This window comes from Janthinobacterium sp. PSPC1-1 (genome assembly GCF_049897625.1).
In the GTDB taxonomy this organism is placed as follows: domain Bacteria; phylum Pseudomonadota; class Gammaproteobacteria; order Burkholderiales; family Burkholderiaceae_D; genus Janthinobacterium; species Janthinobacterium tructae.
This window is the reverse complement of sequence record NZ_JAFCWP010000011.1, coordinates 72769-93285: the sequence shown is the minus strand read 5'-3', so window position 1 is coordinate 93285 and position 20517 is coordinate 72769. Positions and strand designations below refer to the sequence as shown.

Below are 20517 nucleotides of genomic sequence, written 5' to 3'. Positions count from 1 at the left end.
CTATAGGACAGACGGTGCAGGGTGTCAACGGCGCACAGGCATGCGCGAGCGCAAATAGCGGAGTATCTCAGCATGCAGTCTCGTTCTTCTTGAGAACGAGGGTTTTCGACAGGTGGCCTGCTCATCTAGTGCAACACGCGAAGTCAGGGCTCTCGACAATAGCTCTTGAGATGTCATTCTTGATTGCTTATCATATCAATGAGTTTTGAGAATATTGGAGCCTTATGTTCATTGTCCTTTTGCATTACGTTCAACCGCTGGCAGCTATCGAGGCTCACCTTGAGGAGCATCGGAGTTTTCTGGATCGCCACTATGCTGCGGGTCGTTTTTTAGCTTCCGGTGCCCAGATGCCGCGAACAGGAGGTGTCATCCTCGTGAAAAGCCTGAGCCGTGAGGAGTTGGATGGCGTGCTTGCAGAGGATCCCTTCTATCGGGAGCAGATCGCAACTTATCAAGTTATTCAATTTAATCCGAACAAGTTTGGTGTTGGTGTCGAGGCCATTCTTGGCTGAGCGACATCAAAATTGAGTCTGCAGCGTGTCTTGGTCGATATGCTGACCAAGTGCGGAGAGGCTGTAGAAAGGAACGGGGGAACCAGGGCTACTGCCCGGACGCCTGCTTCGCGTACAGGCCCCTGGCCAGGCTGCTGTCCGCATCGTCCACTTGCAGGCCGCCCTTGACGACGCGCAAGGCCAGCTTCTGGAATGCCTGGCCTCTCAGCCATTGCGGGTCGGTGACGGCGAAGGCGGCGAGGCGTTGCTGCGCTCGCTCGGGCGGCACGGCCAGCCATTGATAGTCGGCTTTCGAGCCCTGGCGGCGCAAGCCGGCGCGCACCCAGCGCTCCGACGCCGGCATGCGCACGATGGCGTCGCCGTTCGCCACGCTGACGGCCGTGGCCGACTTGCCGCTTTGCGCTTCGAATTTTACCTCCACGCCGGGCATCGGCCCCACTTGGGGAAAGCCGACGATGGCCACCCACACGCCCGCCTCGGCGGGTTTCTGGATGCGCATTTCCGTTTCCTCAAACACGCGAAACTGCGGCTCCTTGCCGCCGTTGCCCGCCACCAGGGTCACCGTGTCGCCGGCAACGCGCCACTCGCCGCTGGCTTGCTCGTCGGTATTGCCATAACTGAGCATCCATTCGAACGTGCCATCCTTTTTCAGCAGCAGTTCGGAGCCCGTTTCCATGACGCCTTGCAGGTAATAGTGCCCGGGCAAGGCGGACCCAGCCGGCTCGGCCGCGCTGGCGGGAGCGGAGCAGGCGAGGGCGGCGCATGCCAGCAAGCAAGCAAGAGAAATTTTCATCGGTGTGTCCTTTATGGTATGCAATTATGGCAACAAAAATGGAATTGCCGTCGCACGACACACCGGCGCAGTTGGCGCTCTGCTCAGCCGTAACTCAATTGCCGCTGAAATCGAGCACCACGCGCGAGGCCACCTTGCCATGCTCGAGGCGGCTGAAGATCTCATTGATGGCCGACAGCGGCTGCAATTCGATCCCGGCCTTGACCTTGCCGGTCGCGGCAAAGGCAAGCGCCTCGGCCATGTCCTGGCGCGTGCCCACAAAAGAACCGCGTATCGTCACGCAATTGGCGACGACGTCGAACAGCGGCGTCGGGAAGTCGCCCGGCGGCAAGCCCACCAGCACGCAGGTGCCGCGCTTGCGCGTCATCGCCACGCCTTGTTGAAAGGCATCGATCGAAGGCGCCGTGATCAGCACGCCGTGCGCACCGCCACCTGTCGCTTCACGCAGTGCCGCCACGGGGTCGCCCTGGCGCGCGTTGATGGTCACTTCGGCACCGAGGGCACGCGCGTGTTCCAGCTTGCCTTCATCGATGTCGACGGCCGCCACGCGCAAGCCCATGGCCACCGCATATTCGATGGCCAGGTGGCCCAGGCCGCCGATGCCGGACACTGCCAGCCACTGGCCCGGCCGCGCCCCCGTTTCCTTGATGCCCTTGTAGCTGGTCACGCCGGCGCAGATGATGGGTGCTGCCTGCACGGCGGAAAGACCCGTCGGAATATGCGCGACGTAGCGCGGGTCGGCCAGGATGTACTCGGCAAAGCCGCCATTTTTGGTGTAGCCGCCAAACTGCGCCTCGGCGCACACGGTTTCCCAGGCTGCCAGGCAATGTTCGCAATGACCGCAAGCCGAGTAGAGCCAGGGCACGCCGACCCGGTCGCCCAGCTGCACTTCGGTCACGCCCGTGCCCATGGCGACCACCAGGCCGATGCCTTCGTGGCCGGGAATGAACGGCGGTGTAGGCTTGACGGGCCAGTCGCCGCGCGCCGCATGCAAGTCCGTGTGGCACACGCCGCAAGCTTCCGTCTTGACGAGGATCTGGCCGGGACCGGGCACCGGCACGGGGACGTCGCGCAGCACCAGGGGCTGGCCCAGTTGTTCGACAACGGCGGCTTTCATGGTAGTGGGGATCATGTTATTCCTTATGAAGTTGGAGTGGCGTCAGTCACGCGCCCTGCCATGGGCTGGTCAACAGACACTTGCGAATGATCATATTCTGCTGCATGCGATTCGAAAATTGATTGATCTACATCAATGTGTGAGCGCACGGTGCCTAATACTTCAAGAGCGGTGACGTGCGTGCGAAAATCGCCAGCCAGACCGGTGTTGATATCCCGATCCGTAGCGTGCATGCATTCGGAGATGGCTTCGCAGGCGATATGGCAAGATAATATGGCAAGATACTATGGCAAGATACATGGACGAGCATGGACATCTGCCATGTCATCGAGCTACAGGCTGCCCGCCTACGCCACCTCGCTCACCACATAGCGGTACTTGCCCGACGCCTCGGCCGCGATCTCGTCGACTTCCTCGATGGCGATGTCTACTTGCGCGCCCAGCCTGGCCTGGAATCCGGTGACGATGGCGCTGCGCGTGGCGTCATCCAGGCGCGCCACGCAGACCAGCAGCACGCGCGTGCGCAGCAGGCTTTCCTGGATGATTTTAAAACTGCGCACTTGCGGCAGTTCGCGCACGATGTAGACGAGGGCCAGGCCGTGCATGACGGTGCCATCGACGGCCGTGAGGAAATCCGTGCTGCGCCCTTCGATCTTTTGCAGCAGGGGCAAACCGCGTCCGCAGGCGCAAGGCTGCGTGCCCAGCGCGCCCACGTCGCCCGTGGCGTAGCGGATGAACGGATAGTCCCGCGTGGCCAGGTGGGTGACGACGATTTCGCCCGTGGCCCCTGGCGGCAGCGGCTGGCCATTGCCATCCAGGATTTCCACGATGATGTCTTCGGCCGTGATGTGCATGCCGCCTTCCGGGCATTCGTGGGCGATGAAACCCGCGTCGCGCCCGCCGTAGCCATTGGCCACGGGGCAGCCGAAGGCGGCGGCGATCTGCGCGCGCTGCTCGTCGTACAGGCGCTCGGCCGTGACGAACGCCACTTTGACGCCCAGGCCGTCGAGCGGCAGGTCGCGCGCGCCGGCGTGGTTGGCGATGCGGCACAGGGCCGACGGGTAGCCGAACAGCATGCGTGGACGCCAGCGGCGCAATTGCTGCACGTAGCCATCGAGGCGCGCGGGCGACATGGCAAACGCGGGCAGCAGGGTGGTGCGCAGCAGCGCATCGCGCAGGCGGCGCAGGCGGTCTTGCGCCTGCAGCTCGATGGGCGAGCCCCACAACACGGCTTCGCGATCGCCGATATCGACGCCCCACCAGCGCGTGGCGCGCCACTTGGCGGCGATGTCGTGGCTGATCCTGCGCCGTCCGAGGAAAAACTGCAGCGGCTCGCCGCTGGAGCCGCCCGTGGCGAACGGGCGCAAGCCCACGGCGCGGGCGGACTTGAAGCTGTCGCGCGCGCCAGCGATATCAGCCTTGCGCAGCAGCGGCAGGCGCGCTAAATCGGCCAGTTGCCGCACCTGTTCCGGGTCGAAGCCGCAGCTGGAAAACAGCGCGCGGTAGTAGGGCACGTGCGCGCTCGCGTGGCGCAGCAGCGCGCGCAGGCGCGCCAGCTGCCACTCTTTCAGTTGCTGGGCGCTCCACCACTGCGAGCGTTCCAGGCGGCGCAGCAGGCGTACGCTGTGGTGGCCCTTGAGCCATTCATGCAGGGGAAACAGCCAGCGGGCCACACAGCGCGTGTAGGCGCCGGGGCGCGGCGCGGCGCGGATGCGGCGGTAATGCGCGGCCAGGCCGGGCGCGATGCCGGACCAGCCGAAAGTGGCGGCGTGCGCCAGGCCCGCGTCTGCCAGCGTTTGCGCGCGGCTCGGGTCGCGCAGCAGCGCCAGGATGGCCTGCGCCATGGCGGCCGGATCGCCGGGCGGTACCAGCAGCGCCGTCACGCCATCTTGCAGCAGGGCGGGGATGCCGCCCACGTTGGTGCTGACGACGGGCACGCCGCAGGCCAGCGCTTCGAGCACGGAAATGGGCATGTTGTCGGCCAGGCTCGGGTTGAGGACGATGTCGCTGGCCTGGTACAGGGCCGGCATGGCGGCATTGTCGACGGGGCCGGCGAAGCGCACGGAGGCAAGAACGCCGAGCGACCTGGCCAGGCGTGCCAGCGCCGCGCGCTGCTGTCCGCCACCGGCCAGCACCAGGCGCGCCGTTGGAAAGGCCAGCCGCACGAGGGCAAAGGCGCGCACGGCGCTGGTATTGTCGTACAGCGGTTCCAGGTGGCGCGCCACGAGGATGCACGGGCCAGCATCGCGTGGCGCACGCGGCGCAGCCCTTGTAAAACGCTGCAAGTCCACCACGTTCGGCACGATGTGGGCCGTATGGCCATATTGCTCGAAAATGCCGGCCAGGTAGGCCGAGGGCACGACGATGGCGCTGGCGCGCCGCAGGCTGAATGCCACCAGGCGCGGCGAACGGGCGAAAAAGGCGGCCGCTTCGCCGCCCCGGTAGTTGAGCAGGGCCGGTTTGCCTTTCAGGCTGGCGATCCACAATGCCGGCGCCGCGTGCAGATGCCAGGACCAGCCAGAATTGGCCATGATGTGGAACAGGTCCACCGTATTGGCCGTACGCCACAGGCGCCACAAGTGCACGGGCAGGCGCAGCGCAGCGCGCAGGTAGCGGATGCGCGCCAGCCAGGGCGGCAGCACGGGGCCGTTGACGGCCAGCAGCTGCACTTGCGCGCCGTCCTCGCGCAGCTTGCGCGCCAGTTGCGCCGTCTGGTTCGCCATGCCGCCGGCCGGCGGCGGCAGCGGGCCGACCAGGGCGATGCGCAAGCCCGAGAAGATCATGGCGCCACTCCCGCCACCCTGCGCGCCGCGGCCAGGCGCGCATACACGGGCGCATAGCGGCCCACGCTGGCGCTCCAGCTGCGCTCCGTCTCGACGAAGGTGCGCGCCTGGCGCCGCAGCGCCGGCCAGCTGGCGGGCGCCAGCAGCAGGTGCAATACCGCCTGCGCCAGCGCTTCGGCATCGCCGGCGCGAAACAGCATGCCCGTCTTGCCATGTTCGACCAGTTCGCGGTGGCCGCCCACGTCGGACGCCACCACAAGGCGGCCCTGCGCCATCGCCTCTAACGGTTTCAGGGGCGTCACCAGTTCCGTCAGACGCATCGGCAGGCGCGGATACACGCAGATGTCGACCAACTGATAATACGCGGGCACCTGCGCATGCGGCACTCTGCCCGCGAAGACCACGGCGTGCTCCAGGCCCAGCTGCGCCGCCAGCGCGCGCAGCGCCGCTTCCTGCGGCCCGCCGCCGGCCAGCAGCAGCCGCAATGCCGGCTGCGCCGCCAGCAGGCGCGGCATGGCGCGCAGCAGCAGGGCCAGACCTTCGTAGGCATAGAACGAGCCGATGAAGCCGATAACCAGGTGGCCATGCAGGCCCAGTTTATGCGCCAGCCAGTGGTCTTCGGGCGCGGTGGTGCTGAAGGCGAGCGCATCGACGGCGTTCGGAATGACGGTGATTTTATGCGCGGGCACGCCGCGCGCGCACAGCTCGCGCCGCAAACCGTCGCAGATGGTGGTGACGGCGTCGGCGCGGCGCAGCGCATAGGTTTCCAGCGCCCGCGTGAGCCGGTAGCGCAGGCCGCCGGGCCGGCTGCTGCCATGGTCGGCGGCCGCGTCTTCCCAGAAGGCGCGCACTTCATATACGACGGGGATGCCCAGCGCGCGGCCCGCGTTGAGGGCAGCGATGGCGTTCAGGGCGGGCGAATGCGCATGCAGGATGTCCGGCCTGGCTTGCCGCGCCAGCTGGCGCAGGCGCACGGCCAGGCCGATGATGACGGCCACTTGCCGCAGCACGGGCAGGCGCCCCCACCAGCGCGCATTCGGCGCCGTGCGGTAGAAATGCCAGCCGTCGACCAGCTGCTGCGCGCTGTCGGACGGCCCCTGCTTGGCACTGGTGAGCTGCATGGTGAACCAGCCCAGCGCGCGCTGCTGCCGCAGGATGGCCAGGGTGCGAAACGTGTAGCCGCTGTGCAGGGGCAGCGAGTGGTCGAGGATGTGCAGGATGCGCATGGATTTACTCCATTGCCATGGCTGGTGCGGGCACCGGCGCCTGGCGGCCGTCGACGGGCAGCACCTGGCGCAAAAAGGCCTCGAACATCAGCAGCGCCCACAGGGGCGCGCTGTAGTCGCGCCGGCCGCTCGCGTGCTGATCGAGCAGCAGGCGCACGTAGTCCATGTCGAACAGGCCGCATTGCGCCAGGGTGGGGCCCAGCAGGCGCTGTCGCAGGCGCTGGCGCAGCGGGCCGCGCAGCCAGTCGGCCAGCGGCACCGAAAAGCCCATCTTCTGGCGGTACAGCAGGGTGTCGGGCAGCAGCGGACGCAGGGCTTTTTTCAGCAGGTATTTGCCTTCGCCACGCCGCAGCTTGAATTGCGGTGGCAGGCCGGACATCCACGCCACCAGTTCATGGTCGAGCAGCGGCGAGCGCACTTCCAGCGCATGCGCCATGCTGGCCCGGTCCATCTTGGTCAGGATGTCGCCGGGCAGATAGGTTTTCAGGTCCAGGTACTGCACCTGCGACAGCGGATCTTGCGCGGGGCTGGCCAGCGCGTGGCGGCGCAGCACTTCGACGGCGCGGTAGCCTTGCAGGCTGCGCCGCAGTTCGGGGCTGAACAGGCGCGCGCGCATGGCGTCGCCCAGCAGGCTGACGCCGTGAAAATATGCATCCGTCGTGTCGCGCGCCAGGCCTTCGAAGGTGGTCTTGGCGCGCAGGAAGCGGGGCGCCCAGTCGGCCTTCGGGTACAGCCGCCCCAGGGTGCCGAACAGCGACTGGCGCAGGCCGGCCGGCAGCAACGGGTCCATCGCCTTGCGCACTCTTTCTTCGCGCGTGTGCAGGCGGTAGCGCCGGTAGCCGGCCAGGCTTTCATCGCCGCCGTCGCCCGACAGGGCCACTGTGACGCGCTGGCGCGCCAGCTGGCAGACTCTGTACGTGGGAATGGCGGAACTGTCGGCGAACGGTTCGTCGTACAGGTTCGCCAGCAGGTCGATCAGCTCGAAGTCGTCCTGCTCCACCTGGCGCGCGTGGTGCGCCGTGGCGTAGCGGCGCGCCACCAGGTCGGCGTAGCGCGCTTCGTTGTACGCGGGGTCGCCGAACGAGATGGAGCAGGTATTGACGGGCGTGGCGCTGGCGCCGGCCATCAGCGCCACGACGGCGCTGGAGTCGACGCCGCCCGACAAAAAGGCGCCCAGCGGCACTTCGGCCACCATGCGGATGCGCACCGCTTCGCGCAGGCGCGCCAGCAGTTCGTCGGCCGCCTGCGCTTCGCTGGCGGGCGGATTCGGCGTGAATGGAATATCCCAGTACGCTTGCGGCGCGGGCAGCGGCTGGCCGGCGCGAATCGACAAGGTATGCCCGGGCGGCAGCTTGCGCGCGTGCTGGAAGATGCTGCGCGGCTCGGGCACGTAGCCGTAGGCGAAATACTCTTCCACGGCCAGCGGGTCGAGCACGCGCGGCATGGCCGGATGCGCGAGCAGGGCTTTGAGTTCGGAGCCGAACAGCAGGGTGCCATCCTGCGCCTCGCCGTAGTACAGGGGTTTCACGCCCAGGCGGTCGCGCGCCAGGAACAGCAGGTGGCGCCGGCGGTCCCACAGGGCGAAGGCGAACATGCCGCGCAGGCGCTGCACGCATTGTTCTCCCCACTGTTCCCAGGCGTGGACGATGACTTCCGTGTCGCTGCTGGTGCGGAAGCGATGGCCGAACTGGCGCAGTTCGGCCATCAGGCTGCGGTAATTGTAGATTTCGCCATTGAAGACGATGGCGATGCTGCGGTCGGCGTTGAACAGCGGCTGCTGGCCGCTGGCCAGGTCGATCACGGACAGGCGCCGGTGCGCCAGGCCCAGTCCCGGCTCGCGGTGCAGTCCCCCTTCGTCCGGTCCCCGATGGCGCAGGCTGTTGTTCATGCGCGCCAGCAGCAGCACGTCGATGTCGCGCTGGCCCTGCAAATCAAAGATGCCGCTGATGCCGCACATGGGAGGCCTTTCAGGGATAAGTGGACAGGGGAGAGGGCTGGCGCGCGCCCGTCAGGCGGTCGTACACGGCCAGGTAGGCGCCGGCCATGGCGGGCAGGCTGTGCTCGGCCAGCACCTGGCGCCGCCCGCGCGCGCCGTGGCGCGGGCCCAGTTCGGGCATGCTGTAGTAGTCGAGCATGGCGTCGGCCAGCATGTCGGGAGAACCGGCTGGCACCAGGGTGCCGCTCCAGCCCGACTGCACCAGTTCCGCATTGCCGCCCACCTGCGTGGCGACGATGGGCAGCCCCGTCGCCATCGCTTCGAGGATGGTGTTCGAGCTGCCTTCGGCCAGCGAGGGCAGCACGAACAGGTCCATGGCGCGCAGCAGCTGTGCCACGTCGTCGCGCGCGCCGGGCAGCCAGGCCAGATGGGCCACGCCGGCCTGCTGCAGCAACTCCAGGCAGGCCTGGCGGCACGGCCCGTCACCCACGATGAGCAGGCGCAGGCGCGCGCGGGCACCCGGCTGCGCCAGCAACAGCAGAAACGCCTGCACCAGCGAGGCGTGATCCTTGACGGCGGCCATGCGGCCCACGCTGCCGATGACGAAGGCGCCGTTGCACAGGAAGCCGGGCGGCCCGACGGCGGCTGGCGGCCCCAGGCGCGGATGGAATTGCACGCTGTCGACGCCATTGCCGATGTGCGATACTTGTGCGGGCGCCGCGCCGATGCTGTCCACCAGCCATTGCCCCAGGTCGGCGCTGACGGCAATGAAGTGCTGCACCAGGGGCAGCATGCATTTGCGCAGTAGCCGGTATTTGCGGCGCGTGCCGTGCAAGTCGCTCATGTCGCGCCCGTGTTCGCCATGCACGCGCAGGCGTACGCCGGCCAGGCAGGCCAGCAGTTGCGCTTCGAGGCAGCCCAAGTTGCGCGTGTGCACGAGTGCCGGGCGCAGCTGTTTCAGCACGCGGTACAGGCGCAGGTAATGGCGCCAGTCCTTGCCTTCGCGTTTGTCCAGGCTGATGACATCGACACCTGGCGTGGTCAGGCGCTGGCGAAACGCGGTGGCGTTCTTCAGGCAGACGATGGCGTGCCGGTAGCGTTCGGGCGGCAGATGGTTGATCAGGTTGACCAGGCCGTTTTCCAGCCCGCCCACGTCGAGCTGGTGGATCACGTGCACGATCAGCGGGGCGCTGTTGGCCGCTACAGCAGCCTCGCGTGTGTGGCCAGCATCGGTGTCAAGGGCCATGCGGCAGCTCCTGCAGGCGTTGTTCGATGACGGGCAGCGCCGCCTGCAGGAAGGCGTGCAGGCGCGTGCGCGGCGGCGGCGCCAGCTCGTCGTAGGCGGCAAAGACGAGGATGTCGGCGCCATCCTGGCGCCTGCCCAGCAGCTTGGCTTGCGCCAGCAGCAGTTTTACCAGCACGGGTCGGGCCGTGATGATGCCGCCCTGGCGGTAGACGCGCCACACCAGCAGGCGTTCGCCACCGTGCCCCAGCACGCTTTCGCGCACGGCCAGGGCGCTGCCGGCCAGGGTGATGTCTTGCACGCGCTGGGCTAGCGCCATCCAGCGCGCGCCGTATGGCGAGGACTGGTGCGTCAGCAGTTCGGCGTCGCGCGCCTGGCGCGCATACCAGTGCAGTTGCAAGCCCACCGGCGCGCCGTCGCCGTCGCCGCGCGCATACGTGGCGGCAAACCGCGCGGGCGTGCCCGCATACGGCGCCTGCCACGCGGGTGCCGCATCGTGCAGGCGCTGCCAGGCGGGCGGATCGGGCAAGGCCAGCACGGTCGCCGGCATCGCGGCGCCGTCGTCGCGGTGGCTGGCCAGCGCCAGCGCCGGCCACAGCGCCGCCAGCAGCAGGCAAGCCACGCTGGCGCGCACGACTGCGTGCGGGCTGGCGCCGCGCCCGGCTGCGGATGGCACGGCGCGCGCCAGCGGCAATTCGCGCCAGCGCGCGGCCAGCCAGAACAGCAGCAGTACCACCAGGCCGAAGAACAGCCAGCCATAGATCAGGTGGTCGACGCCCACGGCCAGGCGCATGTTGCTCAGGTGGCCCAGCATCACGATCAGGTAGGCGCGCACGCCATTGGCGAGGATGGGCACGATCAGGGCGGCGGCCATGACGGCCAGGCGCCGCCGCGTGCTGTGGAAATTCACATGGGCGAACAGGGCGCCCAGGGCCAGCGCGGCGACCAGGTAGCGCAAGCCGCTGCACGCCTCCACCACCGACCAGTTACCGGTAGGCAGCGAAAAATTGTTGCCATCGCGAAACACGGGCACGCCCGTCCATTGCAGCGCGGTGACGGTGAAGGCAGCCGTGAAGTCGATCAGGGGATCGAGGAAAACTTCGCCAAACGGCACGGCCAGGAACAGATACGCGAGGGGAAAGGCCAGCAGGCGCACGGCTGGCCAGCCAAGGATGGCCAGCACGCAGGCGGGCAGCATGGCCGTGGCCGCATATTGTTCTACCACGGGCACGTTGGCGGCGTCAGCCAACAGCCAGGCCAGGCCCAGCGCGCCCAGCAACAGCAAGCCTAGCCACGACGGCTGGGGTGCCAGCGCGGCCAGGCGGGCGCGCTGGCGCCACGCCAGCCAGCAGCTGATGGGCACGATCAAGAAGCCGTGCGCGAAGGTTTGCGAGCGCGACCACAATTCCAGCATCGACCAGAAGGTGGCGTGGTACAGCAGCACGATGGCGGCCAGGGCCAGCAGCAGGAGCAGCATGGCTTGCTGCTGGTCATGTCTGTGCGGCCAGACGGGCGCATCCGGCAAGCGGGCGACCTGGTCGAGCTGCAAGCTCATGTGGATGGCTCCCGCACGGGCAGTGGCGGCATGCCGGCAGTGCTGGCTCCCGCATCGGCCTCGGTACCGGCCTCGGCAGGCAGGCCCAGCATGGCGCCCAGGCCGCGCAGGTTGCGTTCCCAGTCATAATCCTGCAACACCAGCTGGCGCGCCGCCACGCCGATGGCCGCGCCGCTGCCTTCGGCTGCCCCGCCGCAGGCGTTGCGCAGCACGCGCGCCGCATGGTGGATGAATTCGGCGTCGTCGCGCGCCAGCAGCAGTTCCAGGCCCGGCTGGGCGGCGATGCCTTCCAGCGCCTGCGGCGTGGCCAGCACGATTTTGCCCATCGCCATCGCTTCGAGCACCTTGTTTTGCACGCCGCGGGCGATGCGCAGGGGCGCCACGGCCAGCGCCGCGCCAGCCAGGTAGGGCCGGATGTCGGGCACCTTGCCCGTCACCACCACGCCGGCAACCTTGGCCAGCGCCGTCACGGCGGGCACAGGGGCGCTGCCGACGATATAAAACTGCAACTGGGGAAACTGGCGCCGCAGCGCGGGCCAGACATGGCGCACGAACCATTGCACGGCATCGATGTTCGGCCAGTAATCCATGGCGCCCGTAAATACCAGCGCCTGCACGCCGGGCGGATAGATTGCGCTCTGGGCCGGCATGGGCGTGAAATACGCCGTGTCGACGCCGTTGTTGACATGCCCCGTCTTGCGCCGCGCCATCGGCGCGCACTGGCGGAACAGGGCCGCTTCTGCCGGCGAGACGAAGCTGGCGGCCGTGAACTGCTGGGCGATATGGCGCTCGTACTGCAGCAGCAGCTGCGCTTCGCGCCGGTACAGCAGCGACATGGGCCACGGCTTGCTGTCGCCGTACTGGCGCCATTTGTCGGAATCGACGTCGACGAAATCGATCACGCGGTGCAGGGCGCGGCCCGCGCTGCCGTCGATGTATTGCGCCATGGGCCCGGAAAAGGCCAGCGCATGGCGCACCTTGCCGCTAGATAGTAAGCCATCGACCCATTGCAGCAGGCGCGCATCGCGGTAGTACTGCACGCTCATGGCTTGCCGCGACAGCAGCGCCTGCAGGGCGCGCCAGCGGGCCGTGCCGCGCCGCAGTTCAATGAAGCGCGTGCTGGCACACAGGGCGGCCACGGTTTTCGTATGCTGCCAGTCGTCGTCATCGTCGATGAAACAGCCCAGGTGCACGCGGAAATGCCGGCTCAGGTACTGCAGCATGTGCCACGAGCGTATCTTGTCGCCCTTGTTGGGCGGATACGGCAGGCGGTGGGTGAGGAAGAGCAGTTCGCGCATGGCGTGTCCCCTTGCTTAGCCCAGTTGCCGCACGATGTGCGGCCCCAGCAGGTTGGCCAGCGGCAGCGGCAGGCGGCGCCAGGCGCGGATGAACAGCGCGTATTTGGGATTCAGTGGGTTGACTTCCGGCAAGGCCTTGGCGCGCACGAGCTGGTAGGCATATGGCAGCGGCTGCGGCGTAAAACCCCAGTTTTTCTTGAAGTCCCAGGCCCCAGTACCGAGCTTGCTGCGGCCGAAATCGAACAGGCGGTAGCCGCGTTCGCAGGCGCGGCGCATCGTTTCCCAGTACATGAAGTCGTTGGCGCCCGTGCGGCGCGCCAGCGGCGTGCCGCCGCCGTAGTACGGCAGCACTTCATCGCGGAAATAGAACAGCAGCACGCTGGCCTGCGCCTGCTGGCCGTGATACACGGTGAGGATCTCGCAATCGGTGCCGAAGACCGTGCGCAGCAGGGCAAAATGGCGGCGCGCGAAGACGGGCGTGCCCAGCCGGTGCACGCTGGCCGCGTAGATCGGGTAGAAATGGCTGAGGTCATAATCGATGGCGCTGTGCAGCCCGGCCGCCATGGCCTTGCGCACGACGGCGCGCTGCTTGCGGGGAATGGCCAGCAGGTTCTGTTCGGCATCCGGGAGCAGGGCGCGGCGGAAGGTCGCGTACAGGGGTTTGTGCAGCCAGGTTGGGTGCGGGTTTTCTTGCGCATTTTCGACCACCTCGCGCCAGCGGTATTCCAGGTACCCCACGCCGAGGCGCCGCGCCAGCGCCAGCGCCGCTTTGTCGAGGGCCAGTCGCACGGCCGGGCTGCCGCCGGCGATGCCGCCGTACACGCAAAACGGCAGCGAGACGAGGGACGAGCCGAACAATCGGCTGCGCACATGCGCCAGCGGCAGCACGGCGGCGATGCGCCCGTCCTGTTCCGCGTACAGGAAATGGCTGTCGTGGTGGAAACCTTGCTGCATGATGGTGTGCCAGCCGGCGCGGTGAAAGAAGGTGGCTTCGGGACAGGCCTCGACAAAGGCATCCCAGCGTGCGTGTTCGTGCGCCTGCAGGGACCGCACGGCAATGGCGGCGCTGAACGGCGCCGGGTCGGCAGGAAGGCTGGCCTCGTGCATTATGTGCTTTCCAGAAAAATACGGTCCATGCGGTCCCAGGTGAAGTCGCGCGTCAGGCGCGCCAGCCGCGCTTCCATGCGCCCCAGGTTCAGGTAGTGGCGAAAGCGCGTTTTCGCGCTCAGGCCCGGCGGGCGCGGCTGACCGGGATCGAGTTCCCAAGGATGAAAATAGAATATGCCAGCTTGCCCGTCGCGCGAATTGATGCGTCGCAAAAGCCAGCGCGACAGTGCATACGGCATCAGGCGAAAATAGCCGCCGCCGCCGGCCGGCAAGTTGCGCCCGCGCAGGCGCACGGTGCTGACGGGCAGCTCCAGCACACCGTGGGGACCCTGCGGACGCCAGGCGAAGCGGGGAGCATCCGGCATGCCGTAATGGTCGTGGCGGATCGGGTAGATGCTGGAACTGTAGCGGTAGCCCGCTTCCTGCAACACGTCGAAGGCCCACAGATTGGCTGCGCCGATGGAAAAACTGGGCGCCCGGTAGCCGTGCACGGGCAGCCCCGTCAATTGCTCCAGGATGGTCTTGCTGCGGCGCACATCGTCGGCGAACTGGGCGGCCGACTGGTCGCAGGCGCGCAGGTGCGCATAGCCGTGGCTGGCCACCTCGTGCCCCGCGCCGGTCACGCGGCGCAGCATGGCCGGATAGCGCTCGGCGATCCAGCCCAATGTGAAAAAGGTGGCGTGGATGCGCCGGCTTTCCAGCAGCAGCAGGATGCGCTCGATGTTCGCCTCGACCCGGCATTCCAGGCGGGGCCAGTCGGCGCGCGCGATGTGCGGCGCGAAGGCGGACACCTGGAAATAGTCTTCCACGTCGATGGTCAGGGCGTTGCGCAGTATCGCCGGCGGCGTCATGGCGTGCCCCGGAGCGCCGCCAGCCAGGGCGCGATGACGGCGGCGATGCGCTCGGCTGCGTGGCCATCCCACAGGGGCGGAATGCGGCCCCGCTTGCCTCCCGTCTCGAGGATGGCGCGCGCCAGCGCGAGAATGGTTGCCGGCTGTGTGCCGGCCAGGGTATTCGTGCCGGCGCTGACGGTGACGGGGCGCTCCGTATTGGCGCGCAGGGTCAGACAAGGCACGCCCAGGGCCGTGCTTTCTTCCTGGATGCCGCCGGAATCGGTCAGCACCAGGCGCGCGTCCTGCATCAGGCCCAGCATTTCCAGGTAGCCCAGCGGCGGCAGGCAGACGATGGCCTGCTGCGCCAGCCATCCTTCCAGGCCGGTCAGGTGCAAGCCGGCCAGGGTGCGCGGGTGAATGGGAAACAGCAGCGGCAGCTGGCATGACAATTGCCCGAGCGCCTGCAGCAGCGCTGCGAGCTGCGCCGCATCATCGACGTTCGACGGCCGGTGCAGTGTCAACAGGCCATACGCGGGCGGACAGGCGTGGCCGTGGGCGCGCAGGGTGGTCTCGGGCTTGACTGCGCGCGGCAGTTGCTGCCGCAGGCTGTCGATCATGACGTTGCCCGTGAAGTGGATGCGTTCGGGGGCGATGCCCTCGCGCAGCAGGTTGGCGCGCGCGCTCTCCTCGCTGGTCAGCAGCAGATCGGACAATTGATCCGTCAGCACGCGGTTGATTTCCTCGGGCATGCGCCGGTCGCCGCTGCGCAGGCCTGCCTCGACGTGGATCACGGGAATGTTCCGCTTGGCCGCCACCAGCGCGCACGCCAGGGTGGAATTGACGTCGCCCACCACCAGCACGGCATCGGGCGCCAGCGGCGGATGCGTGTCGAGCACGGCATCGAAGCGGCGCATGATCTCGGCCGTCTGCTGCGCGTGGTTGCCGGAGCCGACGTCGAGGCTGATGTCGGGCGCGCGCAGATCCAGATCCGTAAACAGCTGGCCGTTCATGGCCGCATCGTAGTGTTGGCCGGTATGCAATAGCGTCACGCGCACGGCGGGCGTCTGGCGCGCCAGGGCGGCCAGGATGGGCGCCATTTTCATCAGGTTGGGGCGCGCGGCCACCACGCACAGCAGGTGCGCGGGCGCTGCGGACGCAAGAGAGGGGTCGGACATTGCAGCCTCCTTAGAATTGCATGGTGAGCGTGGCGCTGACGCCGTTTTCGCGGTAGTTGCCGCCCCGGTTGCTGGCGTGGCGCATGTGCCGCACATCGATGCTGGCCGTCATGTTCGGCTGCAGGATGCGGCTGTAGCCGGCCGTCACGGTGATGTTGTTGTCGCGCCGGGGCACGCTCAGCGAGCGCACGCTGGCGTAGCCGGCATTGACATTCACGCTGGTGCGCGAACTGGCTTGCCAGTTCCAGCCCACGTTGGCGCCGAACTGGCGCGTGCGGTCTTCGCTGCCGAACTCCATGCCGGGCAGCAGGGCGCTGTCGATGCCGCTGGCCGTTTGCGCCGTACGGTCGACGGCCGTGACGCCGGCGACCAGCGTGCTTTTGGCCGTGGCGCGCGCCATCGTCAGCTTCAGCTGCTTTTGCAGGAAATAGCGGTGGCTGAAGTAATTGATGGCGCCCCGTTCCGGCCCCAGGCTGTTGGCGTAGCGCAGGAAGGCATTGATGCGCAAGCGTCTGTCGCGTGCGTTGGGAAAGATGCCGCGCCATAATTGATCGAGCAGCTGACCCGCGTCGCGGTCGCCCAGGCGCGCAAACTGCGTGGGCATGGTGGTGATGTCTTCGCTGTAGCTCAGTTGCCAGTTAGTATGGCGCTGCAGGAAGTTGGCATCGAGGCTGTAGGTGGTGCCAAAAAAGCGCTTGCCCGTGCTGAAAGCCAGGCTGGTGCGCGGCGACGGCGTCCACACGCCGCCCAGCGACCAGAAGCGGCCTTCCGGCGCCTTGCCGTTGCTCGATATATAGCCTTCCTTTTCCATGCCGCCGCTGGCCGTGGCCGCCCATTTTCTGCTGAACGGATAGCGCAGGCCCACGCTGCTGCGCTGCATGCGCACGGGCGCCAGCTTGCTGTCCTGCGTGCGGCGCACATCGTGGCTGGCGTTCCAGGACCAGCCGCTGCCGCGCGGTTCGCCGCTGAGCAGCAATTCGAGCTCGTCGCTATGTACCGACAGCAATTCGCCGCCGCTGGCTACCGTATTGCGCGTGTAGCGCAGCTCGGCCGTGGCCAGGCCGCGGAAGCGGTGGCGCAGGTAGGGGCTGATGCTGGTGGTGCGCACCGTGCTGGTATTGTCCGTGTCGGGCAGCTCATCGATCAATTGCGGGCCGAACGGCGAGATGTTGCGCCGGCTTACGCTGGCGTTGGCATCGATGAAGAACCAGTCCTGCACCACCTCGGCGTCGGCTGCGGCGTGCAAGTCGTGGTTGTCGCTATTGCCGCGCTGCCCCGAGAGGTATTTGTGCCAGCTGTAATCGAGGTTCACGCGCAGGCGCGGGCCCGTGCCGATGAGGGCGATGGCGGGCGCGATTTCCGTGATGAAGTCCGATTGCGCCTTGCCGGGCGGCGCGCGCAGCGCATTGTCCGTATAGCTTTCGCGCAGGCGCAGCGACGGTTTCACCAACCAATCGACTGCGCCGGCAGGCAGGGGCAGCAGCAGAGATAGCAAAGGCAGCAACGGCGGCAGCGCCAGCGGTAGCGAAACCCGGCGGCTAGTCGTAATAGCCATAGCCGTAGTAGTCGTTGCCGGGGAACGATTTGGTCTTGTTGTAGATCAAATGTATGTGTTCGCACGAGTCGATCTGGCGCAGCGCTTCCTTGACGGCGTGCTGGGTCGTCGTTTCCGCCTCGACCACCATCACCACTTGGCCCATCTGCCCCACCAGCGCGTGCGCTTCGCTGGTAATGAGCAGGGGCGGCGAATCGAAGACGACGATGCGGTCGCTATAGCGGCTGGCGATTTCGGCCAGCAGTCGGCTCATGGCCCGGCTGGCCAGCAATTCCGTCGCGTGCTTGTTGCTGCGTCCGGCGGGCAGGATGCGCAGGTTGGCCACGTTGGTTTTCAGGATCACGTCCCCCATCGCCAGTTGCGGGTCGAGCAGCACGTCCATCAGCCCAGGCTCGGGCGGCAGGCCCAGCACTTTCAGCACGGACGGACGCGCTACGTCGGCATCGACCAGCAGCACCGTGATATCCATTTCCATGGCGATGCTCATGGCCAGGTTGACGGCGCAATACGTTTTGCCTTCGCCGGGCATGGCGCTGGTGACGACGATCAGGTTGCCGTGGCGGATGGCCTCGGCGCCGCTGGCGCGCGCCTGGCGCAGCAGCGGGCGCTTGATGATGCGGAAGTCTTCGGCCACCGAACTGCGCCCGCCTTCCTGCGTGAGCATGCCTTGCTCCGCCAGGCGGGCCAGGTTCAGGGTGCGGTACTGGGGGGCGGCGGCCGCCGCCGCGCCATCCGCGCCATCCGCACCATCCGCAATATCTGGACCATAAGCCACGCTGGCCTCGGCCACGCCCAGGATCGTGGGTTCCTGCTTGCCGTTGTCCTTGCTGCTCATCGTCACTCCCTTGGTGGCTCTAGAATTTCAGCAGCGCGGCCGTCATGACCCCGCCGTACAGCAGGAACAAGCTACCCAGGCAGCCGGCAAAGGCGTAGCGGGCGCGGCGGCGGCGCACCTGCTGCAGCGGCGTCCAGTTCATCGATACCGTGCCCAGCACATTCAAGCCTGTGGCGTCGCGCAGTTCGGCGGGGCTGAGGAAGGTAGGGCGCACCTGGCTGATCAAGAGGGCCGTGGCGATGCCGGCCACCAGGGCCGCGCCCAGCGCCGCGGAAAACAGCAGCGGACGGTTCGGGCCGACGGGCGCATATTGCACCGTGGGCGGGTCGATGATCTTGAAGGCCATCATCTCGGTGGTGGAACTGAGTTCGCCCGACAGCTTGGCCGCTTCGCGCCGGCCGATCAGCTTTTCATAGTTTTCCTTGTTGATGATGTAGTCGCGGTTCAGTTGCGCCAGCTGCGATTCCACCTCGGGTACGGCATTGCTTTGCGCCAGCAGGCGCTCATTGCGCGCGTTGTATTCCTGCACGCGGGCGCGGATGGCGGCCACCTTGGCGTCCGCGTCCGTCAGCGCCACCTTCAACTGCTGCAACATGGGGCTGTAGTTCTTGCCCGGATCGCCGGACGCCGTTTTCAGCTTGCTTTCCTCGATCTTGCGCTCTTCCAGCTGGGCAATGAGGCGCTTCGAGGCGATGATGTCGGGATGCAACTCCGTAAATTGCATGCGCAGGCTGTCCAGATTCTTGTTGAGCGAGGCGATACGCTCATCGAGTTCCGGGTTGGTGATGGCCGCCGCGTTTGGCTCCAGGTCGAGCACCGGTTCGTCGCCTTCGATCTGGCTCAGGATGGCCTTGCGGGCCTGCTCCGCCTCGACCAGTTCCAGCTTGGCATTGTTCAGGCTATCGGATGACATCAGCAGCTGGCTGCCATAGTCGATGCCCTGGCGCGGCAGCAGCAGGTTGTTGCGGATCTTGAATTCCTTCACCAGATTTTCCGCCGCGCTCAGCTTGTCCTCGTAATTCTTGATTTGCTCGTCGATGAATTGCACGGCCTTCTGCGAATCGCCCTTTTTTCCCTGGAAACTGCCTTCGACAAAGATGGTCAGCAGGCTTTGCACCACGTCGCGCACCAGCTTCGGGTCGCGCCCGCTGTAGCTGATGGTGTAGATGTCGTAGGCGCTGGTGCCGCTGATCTTGATGCGGCTCATCAGCTCGTCGAGCCGGGCTTCGTGTTCGCGCACGGTCTTCGAACCGAGGTCGAGGTCGACCATGCGCATGACGCGCTCCACGTTGGGGCGGCTGAGCAGGGTGCGGCTCATGATGGCCACTTGCTGTTCCGTGTTCGGCACGCTGGTCATGCCAGCCAACAGCGGCTTGAGGATGGTTTGCGTATCGACAAACACGCGCGCCGACGTCTGGAAGTCGTCGGGTAGCGTAATGACCTTGATGAAGCCACCGATCGCCACCAGCCACGCTACCAGCACAGCATGCCAGCGGTACTTCCAGATGCCTTTCAGGCTGGAAAGCAGTTGCTGTATCAATTCCTCCATGTCGCTTCCTTCATGTGACGGTGCTGCACGGTCGATGGCTGGGCGGCGCGGACAACGGCGTCTTGCAAGAAATGCTTGCCTGTTGAGTAAGCAAAGTATAGGGCGCCTGTGGAGCAAGATTTCCCAAGATGATTGCTTCTTGATACGCCTCAAGGTTCACTTGCCGGGTTTTAATAATCATAGGAAGTTCGCGGCCCAGGCTGGTTCTGCGCGGCCTGCCATGGACGCGCCATCGACTCGAAGAGGCCCCGCATGAATCCGTTTCGCCGTGCTTTTGTATGCCACACGCTGCTCCTGGCGTGTAGTGCCAGCTTGCTGGGGGGCTGCCGCACACGCTATCCGCTGGCACCCGCCGACGACAGCGCCCCCATGCACGACTATCTGATCGGCCCGGGCGACTCCGTCAACATCATCGTCTGGCGCAATCCGGAAGTGTCGCTGACGGTGGCCGTGCGGCCTGATGGCAAGATCACCACGCCGCTGGTGGAGGATTTGGCCGCCAGCGGCAAGACCTCGACCCAGCTGGCGCGCGATATCGAGCAAGCCTTGGGCAAGTTTATCCAGCAACCGGTGGTGACGGTCATCGTCACCAATTTCTCGGGCCCGTATGGCGAGCAGATCCGCGTCATCGGCGAGGCGGCCAAGCCGCAGGCGCTGCCGTACCGCCTGGGCATGTCGCTGATGGACGTGCTCATCGCCGTGGGCGGCATCACTGACTTTGCCGCCGGCAACAAGGCCAGTATCATCCGCATGCGCGACGGCAGCCAGCAGCAGCTGCGTGTGCGTCTGGACGATCTGCTCAAGAGTGGCGATATTTCCGCCAACGTCATGATGCGGCCGGGCGACGTGCTGTTGATACCGGAGAGCTTTTTTTAGTAGCGACCCCAGCAATATTAAAACAGCAATTATATTTGTCTTTTTGTACTTTTCAGCAAATTTAAGCGTGCAATTTTGCTATGGAATAGCATATTTCTTCTGTTTTTTTGCCTGGCGCGGGAAC

The 20517-nt window shown here is 66.5% G+C and carries 16 protein-coding genes; 2 read left to right on the top strand and 14 right to left on the bottom strand.

The window, feature by feature from the left end:
- The first annotated feature begins 224 nt into the window (after window positions 1-224).
- Window positions 225-512, top strand: coding sequence for a YciI family protein (locus tag ACP7EG_RS25590; RefSeq protein WP_426089927.1), 288 nt, complete (start codon window positions 225-227; stop codon window positions 510-512).
- An 88-nt stretch (window positions 513-600) separates the two neighbouring features.
- Here ACP7EG_RS25590 and ACP7EG_RS25585 read toward each other — a convergent pair whose 3' ends face one another.
- From ACP7EG_RS25585 to ACP7EG_RS25520, 14 genes are all read right to left on the bottom strand, one after another.
- Complete coding sequence (locus ACP7EG_RS25585; protein ID WP_426089926.1) at window positions 601-1305, bottom strand: hypothetical protein; 705 nt, start codon at window positions 1303-1305, stop codon at window positions 601-603.
- 94 nt (window positions 1306-1399) lie between these two features.
- Complete coding sequence (locus tag ACP7EG_RS25580; protein ID WP_426089983.1) at window positions 1400-2434, bottom strand: zinc-dependent alcohol dehydrogenase; 1035 nt, start codon at window positions 2432-2434, stop codon at window positions 1400-1402.
- A 335-nt stretch (window positions 2435-2769) separates the two neighbouring features.
- Window positions 2770-5205, bottom strand: a complete 2436-nt coding sequence (locus ACP7EG_RS25575; RefSeq protein WP_426089925.1) for a glycosyltransferase — start codon at window positions 5203-5205, stop codon at window positions 2770-2772.
- Window positions 5202-6431: a TIGR04063 family PEP-CTERM/XrtA system glycosyltransferase gene (locus ACP7EG_RS25570; protein WP_426089924.1), complete on the bottom strand. Its 1230-nt coding sequence runs from the start codon at window positions 6429-6431 to the stop codon at window positions 5202-5204. Before ACP7EG_RS25570 ends, ACP7EG_RS25575 begins: the two co-directional genes overlap by 4 nt.
- A gap of 4 nt (window positions 6432-6435) precedes the next feature.
- Window positions 6436-8388 carry an XrtA/PEP-CTERM system amidotransferase gene (locus ACP7EG_RS25565; RefSeq protein ID WP_426089923.1) on the bottom strand — a complete coding sequence of 651 codons (1953 nt, stop codon included), beginning with the start codon at window positions 8386-8388 and terminating at the stop codon, window positions 6436-6438.
- Between the two features lie 10 nt (window positions 8389-8398).
- On the bottom strand, window positions 8399-9613 hold the full coding sequence (locus ACP7EG_RS25560) for a TIGR03088 family PEP-CTERM/XrtA system glycosyltransferase (RefSeq protein WP_426089922.1): 1215 nt from the start codon (window positions 9611-9613) through the stop codon (window positions 8399-8401).
- A complete protein-coding gene (gene xrtA / locus ACP7EG_RS25555) occupies window positions 9603-11165 on the bottom strand; it encodes an exosortase A (protein WP_426089921.1) in 1563 nt (520 codons plus the stop codon). Before xrtA ends, ACP7EG_RS25560 begins: the two co-directional genes overlap by 11 nt.
- The gene (locus ACP7EG_RS25550; protein ID WP_426089920.1) at window positions 11162-12463 is read right to left on the bottom strand and encodes a TIGR03087 family PEP-CTERM/XrtA system glycosyltransferase; all 1302 of its coding nucleotides are present in this window, start codon (window positions 12461-12463) and stop codon (window positions 11162-11164) included. The genes xrtA and ACP7EG_RS25550 overlap by 4 nt, the downstream gene beginning before the upstream one ends.
- A gap of 15 nt (window positions 12464-12478) precedes the next feature.
- Entirely contained in the window at window positions 12479-13570 is a 1092-nt protein-coding gene (locus ACP7EG_RS25545; protein ID WP_426089919.1) for a FemAB family XrtA/PEP-CTERM system-associated protein, read from the bottom strand.
- Window positions 13570-14421 (bottom strand): XrtA system polysaccharide deacetylase, encoded by an 852-nt coding sequence (locus ACP7EG_RS25540; protein ID WP_426089918.1) that lies wholly within the window; start codon window positions 14419-14421, stop codon window positions 13570-13572. The genes ACP7EG_RS25545 and ACP7EG_RS25540 overlap by 1 nt, the downstream gene beginning before the upstream one ends.
- Window positions 14418-15578 (bottom strand): non-hydrolyzing UDP-N-acetylglucosamine 2-epimerase, encoded by a 1161-nt coding sequence (wecB, locus tag ACP7EG_RS25535; protein ID WP_426089917.1) that lies wholly within the window; start codon window positions 15576-15578, stop codon window positions 14418-14420. Before wecB ends, ACP7EG_RS25540 begins: the two co-directional genes overlap by 4 nt.
- A 10-nt stretch (window positions 15579-15588) precedes the next feature.
- Window positions 15589-17133, bottom strand: a complete 1545-nt coding sequence (locus tag ACP7EG_RS25530; RefSeq protein WP_426089916.1) for a TIGR03016 family PEP-CTERM system-associated outer membrane protein — start codon at window positions 17131-17133, stop codon at window positions 15589-15591.
- The gene (locus tag ACP7EG_RS25525) at window positions 17117-17968 is read right to left on the bottom strand and encodes an XrtA-associated tyrosine autokinase (RefSeq protein ID WP_426089915.1); all 852 of its coding nucleotides are present in this window, start codon (window positions 17966-17968) and stop codon (window positions 17117-17119) included. Before ACP7EG_RS25525 ends, ACP7EG_RS25530 begins: the two co-directional genes overlap by 17 nt.
- 19 nt (window positions 17969-17987) lie before the next feature.
- Window positions 17988-19517: an XrtA system polysaccharide chain length determinant gene (locus ACP7EG_RS25520; RefSeq protein WP_426089914.1), complete on the bottom strand. Its 1530-nt coding sequence runs from the start codon at window positions 19515-19517 to the stop codon at window positions 17988-17990.
- Window positions 19518-19769: 252 nt separating this feature from the next.
- Between ACP7EG_RS25520 and ACP7EG_RS25515 the strand changes: the two genes are divergently transcribed.
- Window positions 19770-20393 carry an XrtA/PEP-CTERM system exopolysaccharide export protein gene (locus ACP7EG_RS25515; RefSeq protein ID WP_116744442.1) on the top strand — a complete coding sequence of 208 codons (624 nt, stop codon included), beginning with the start codon at window positions 19770-19772 and terminating at the stop codon, window positions 20391-20393.
- Window positions 20394-20517: the final 124 nt, after the last annotated feature.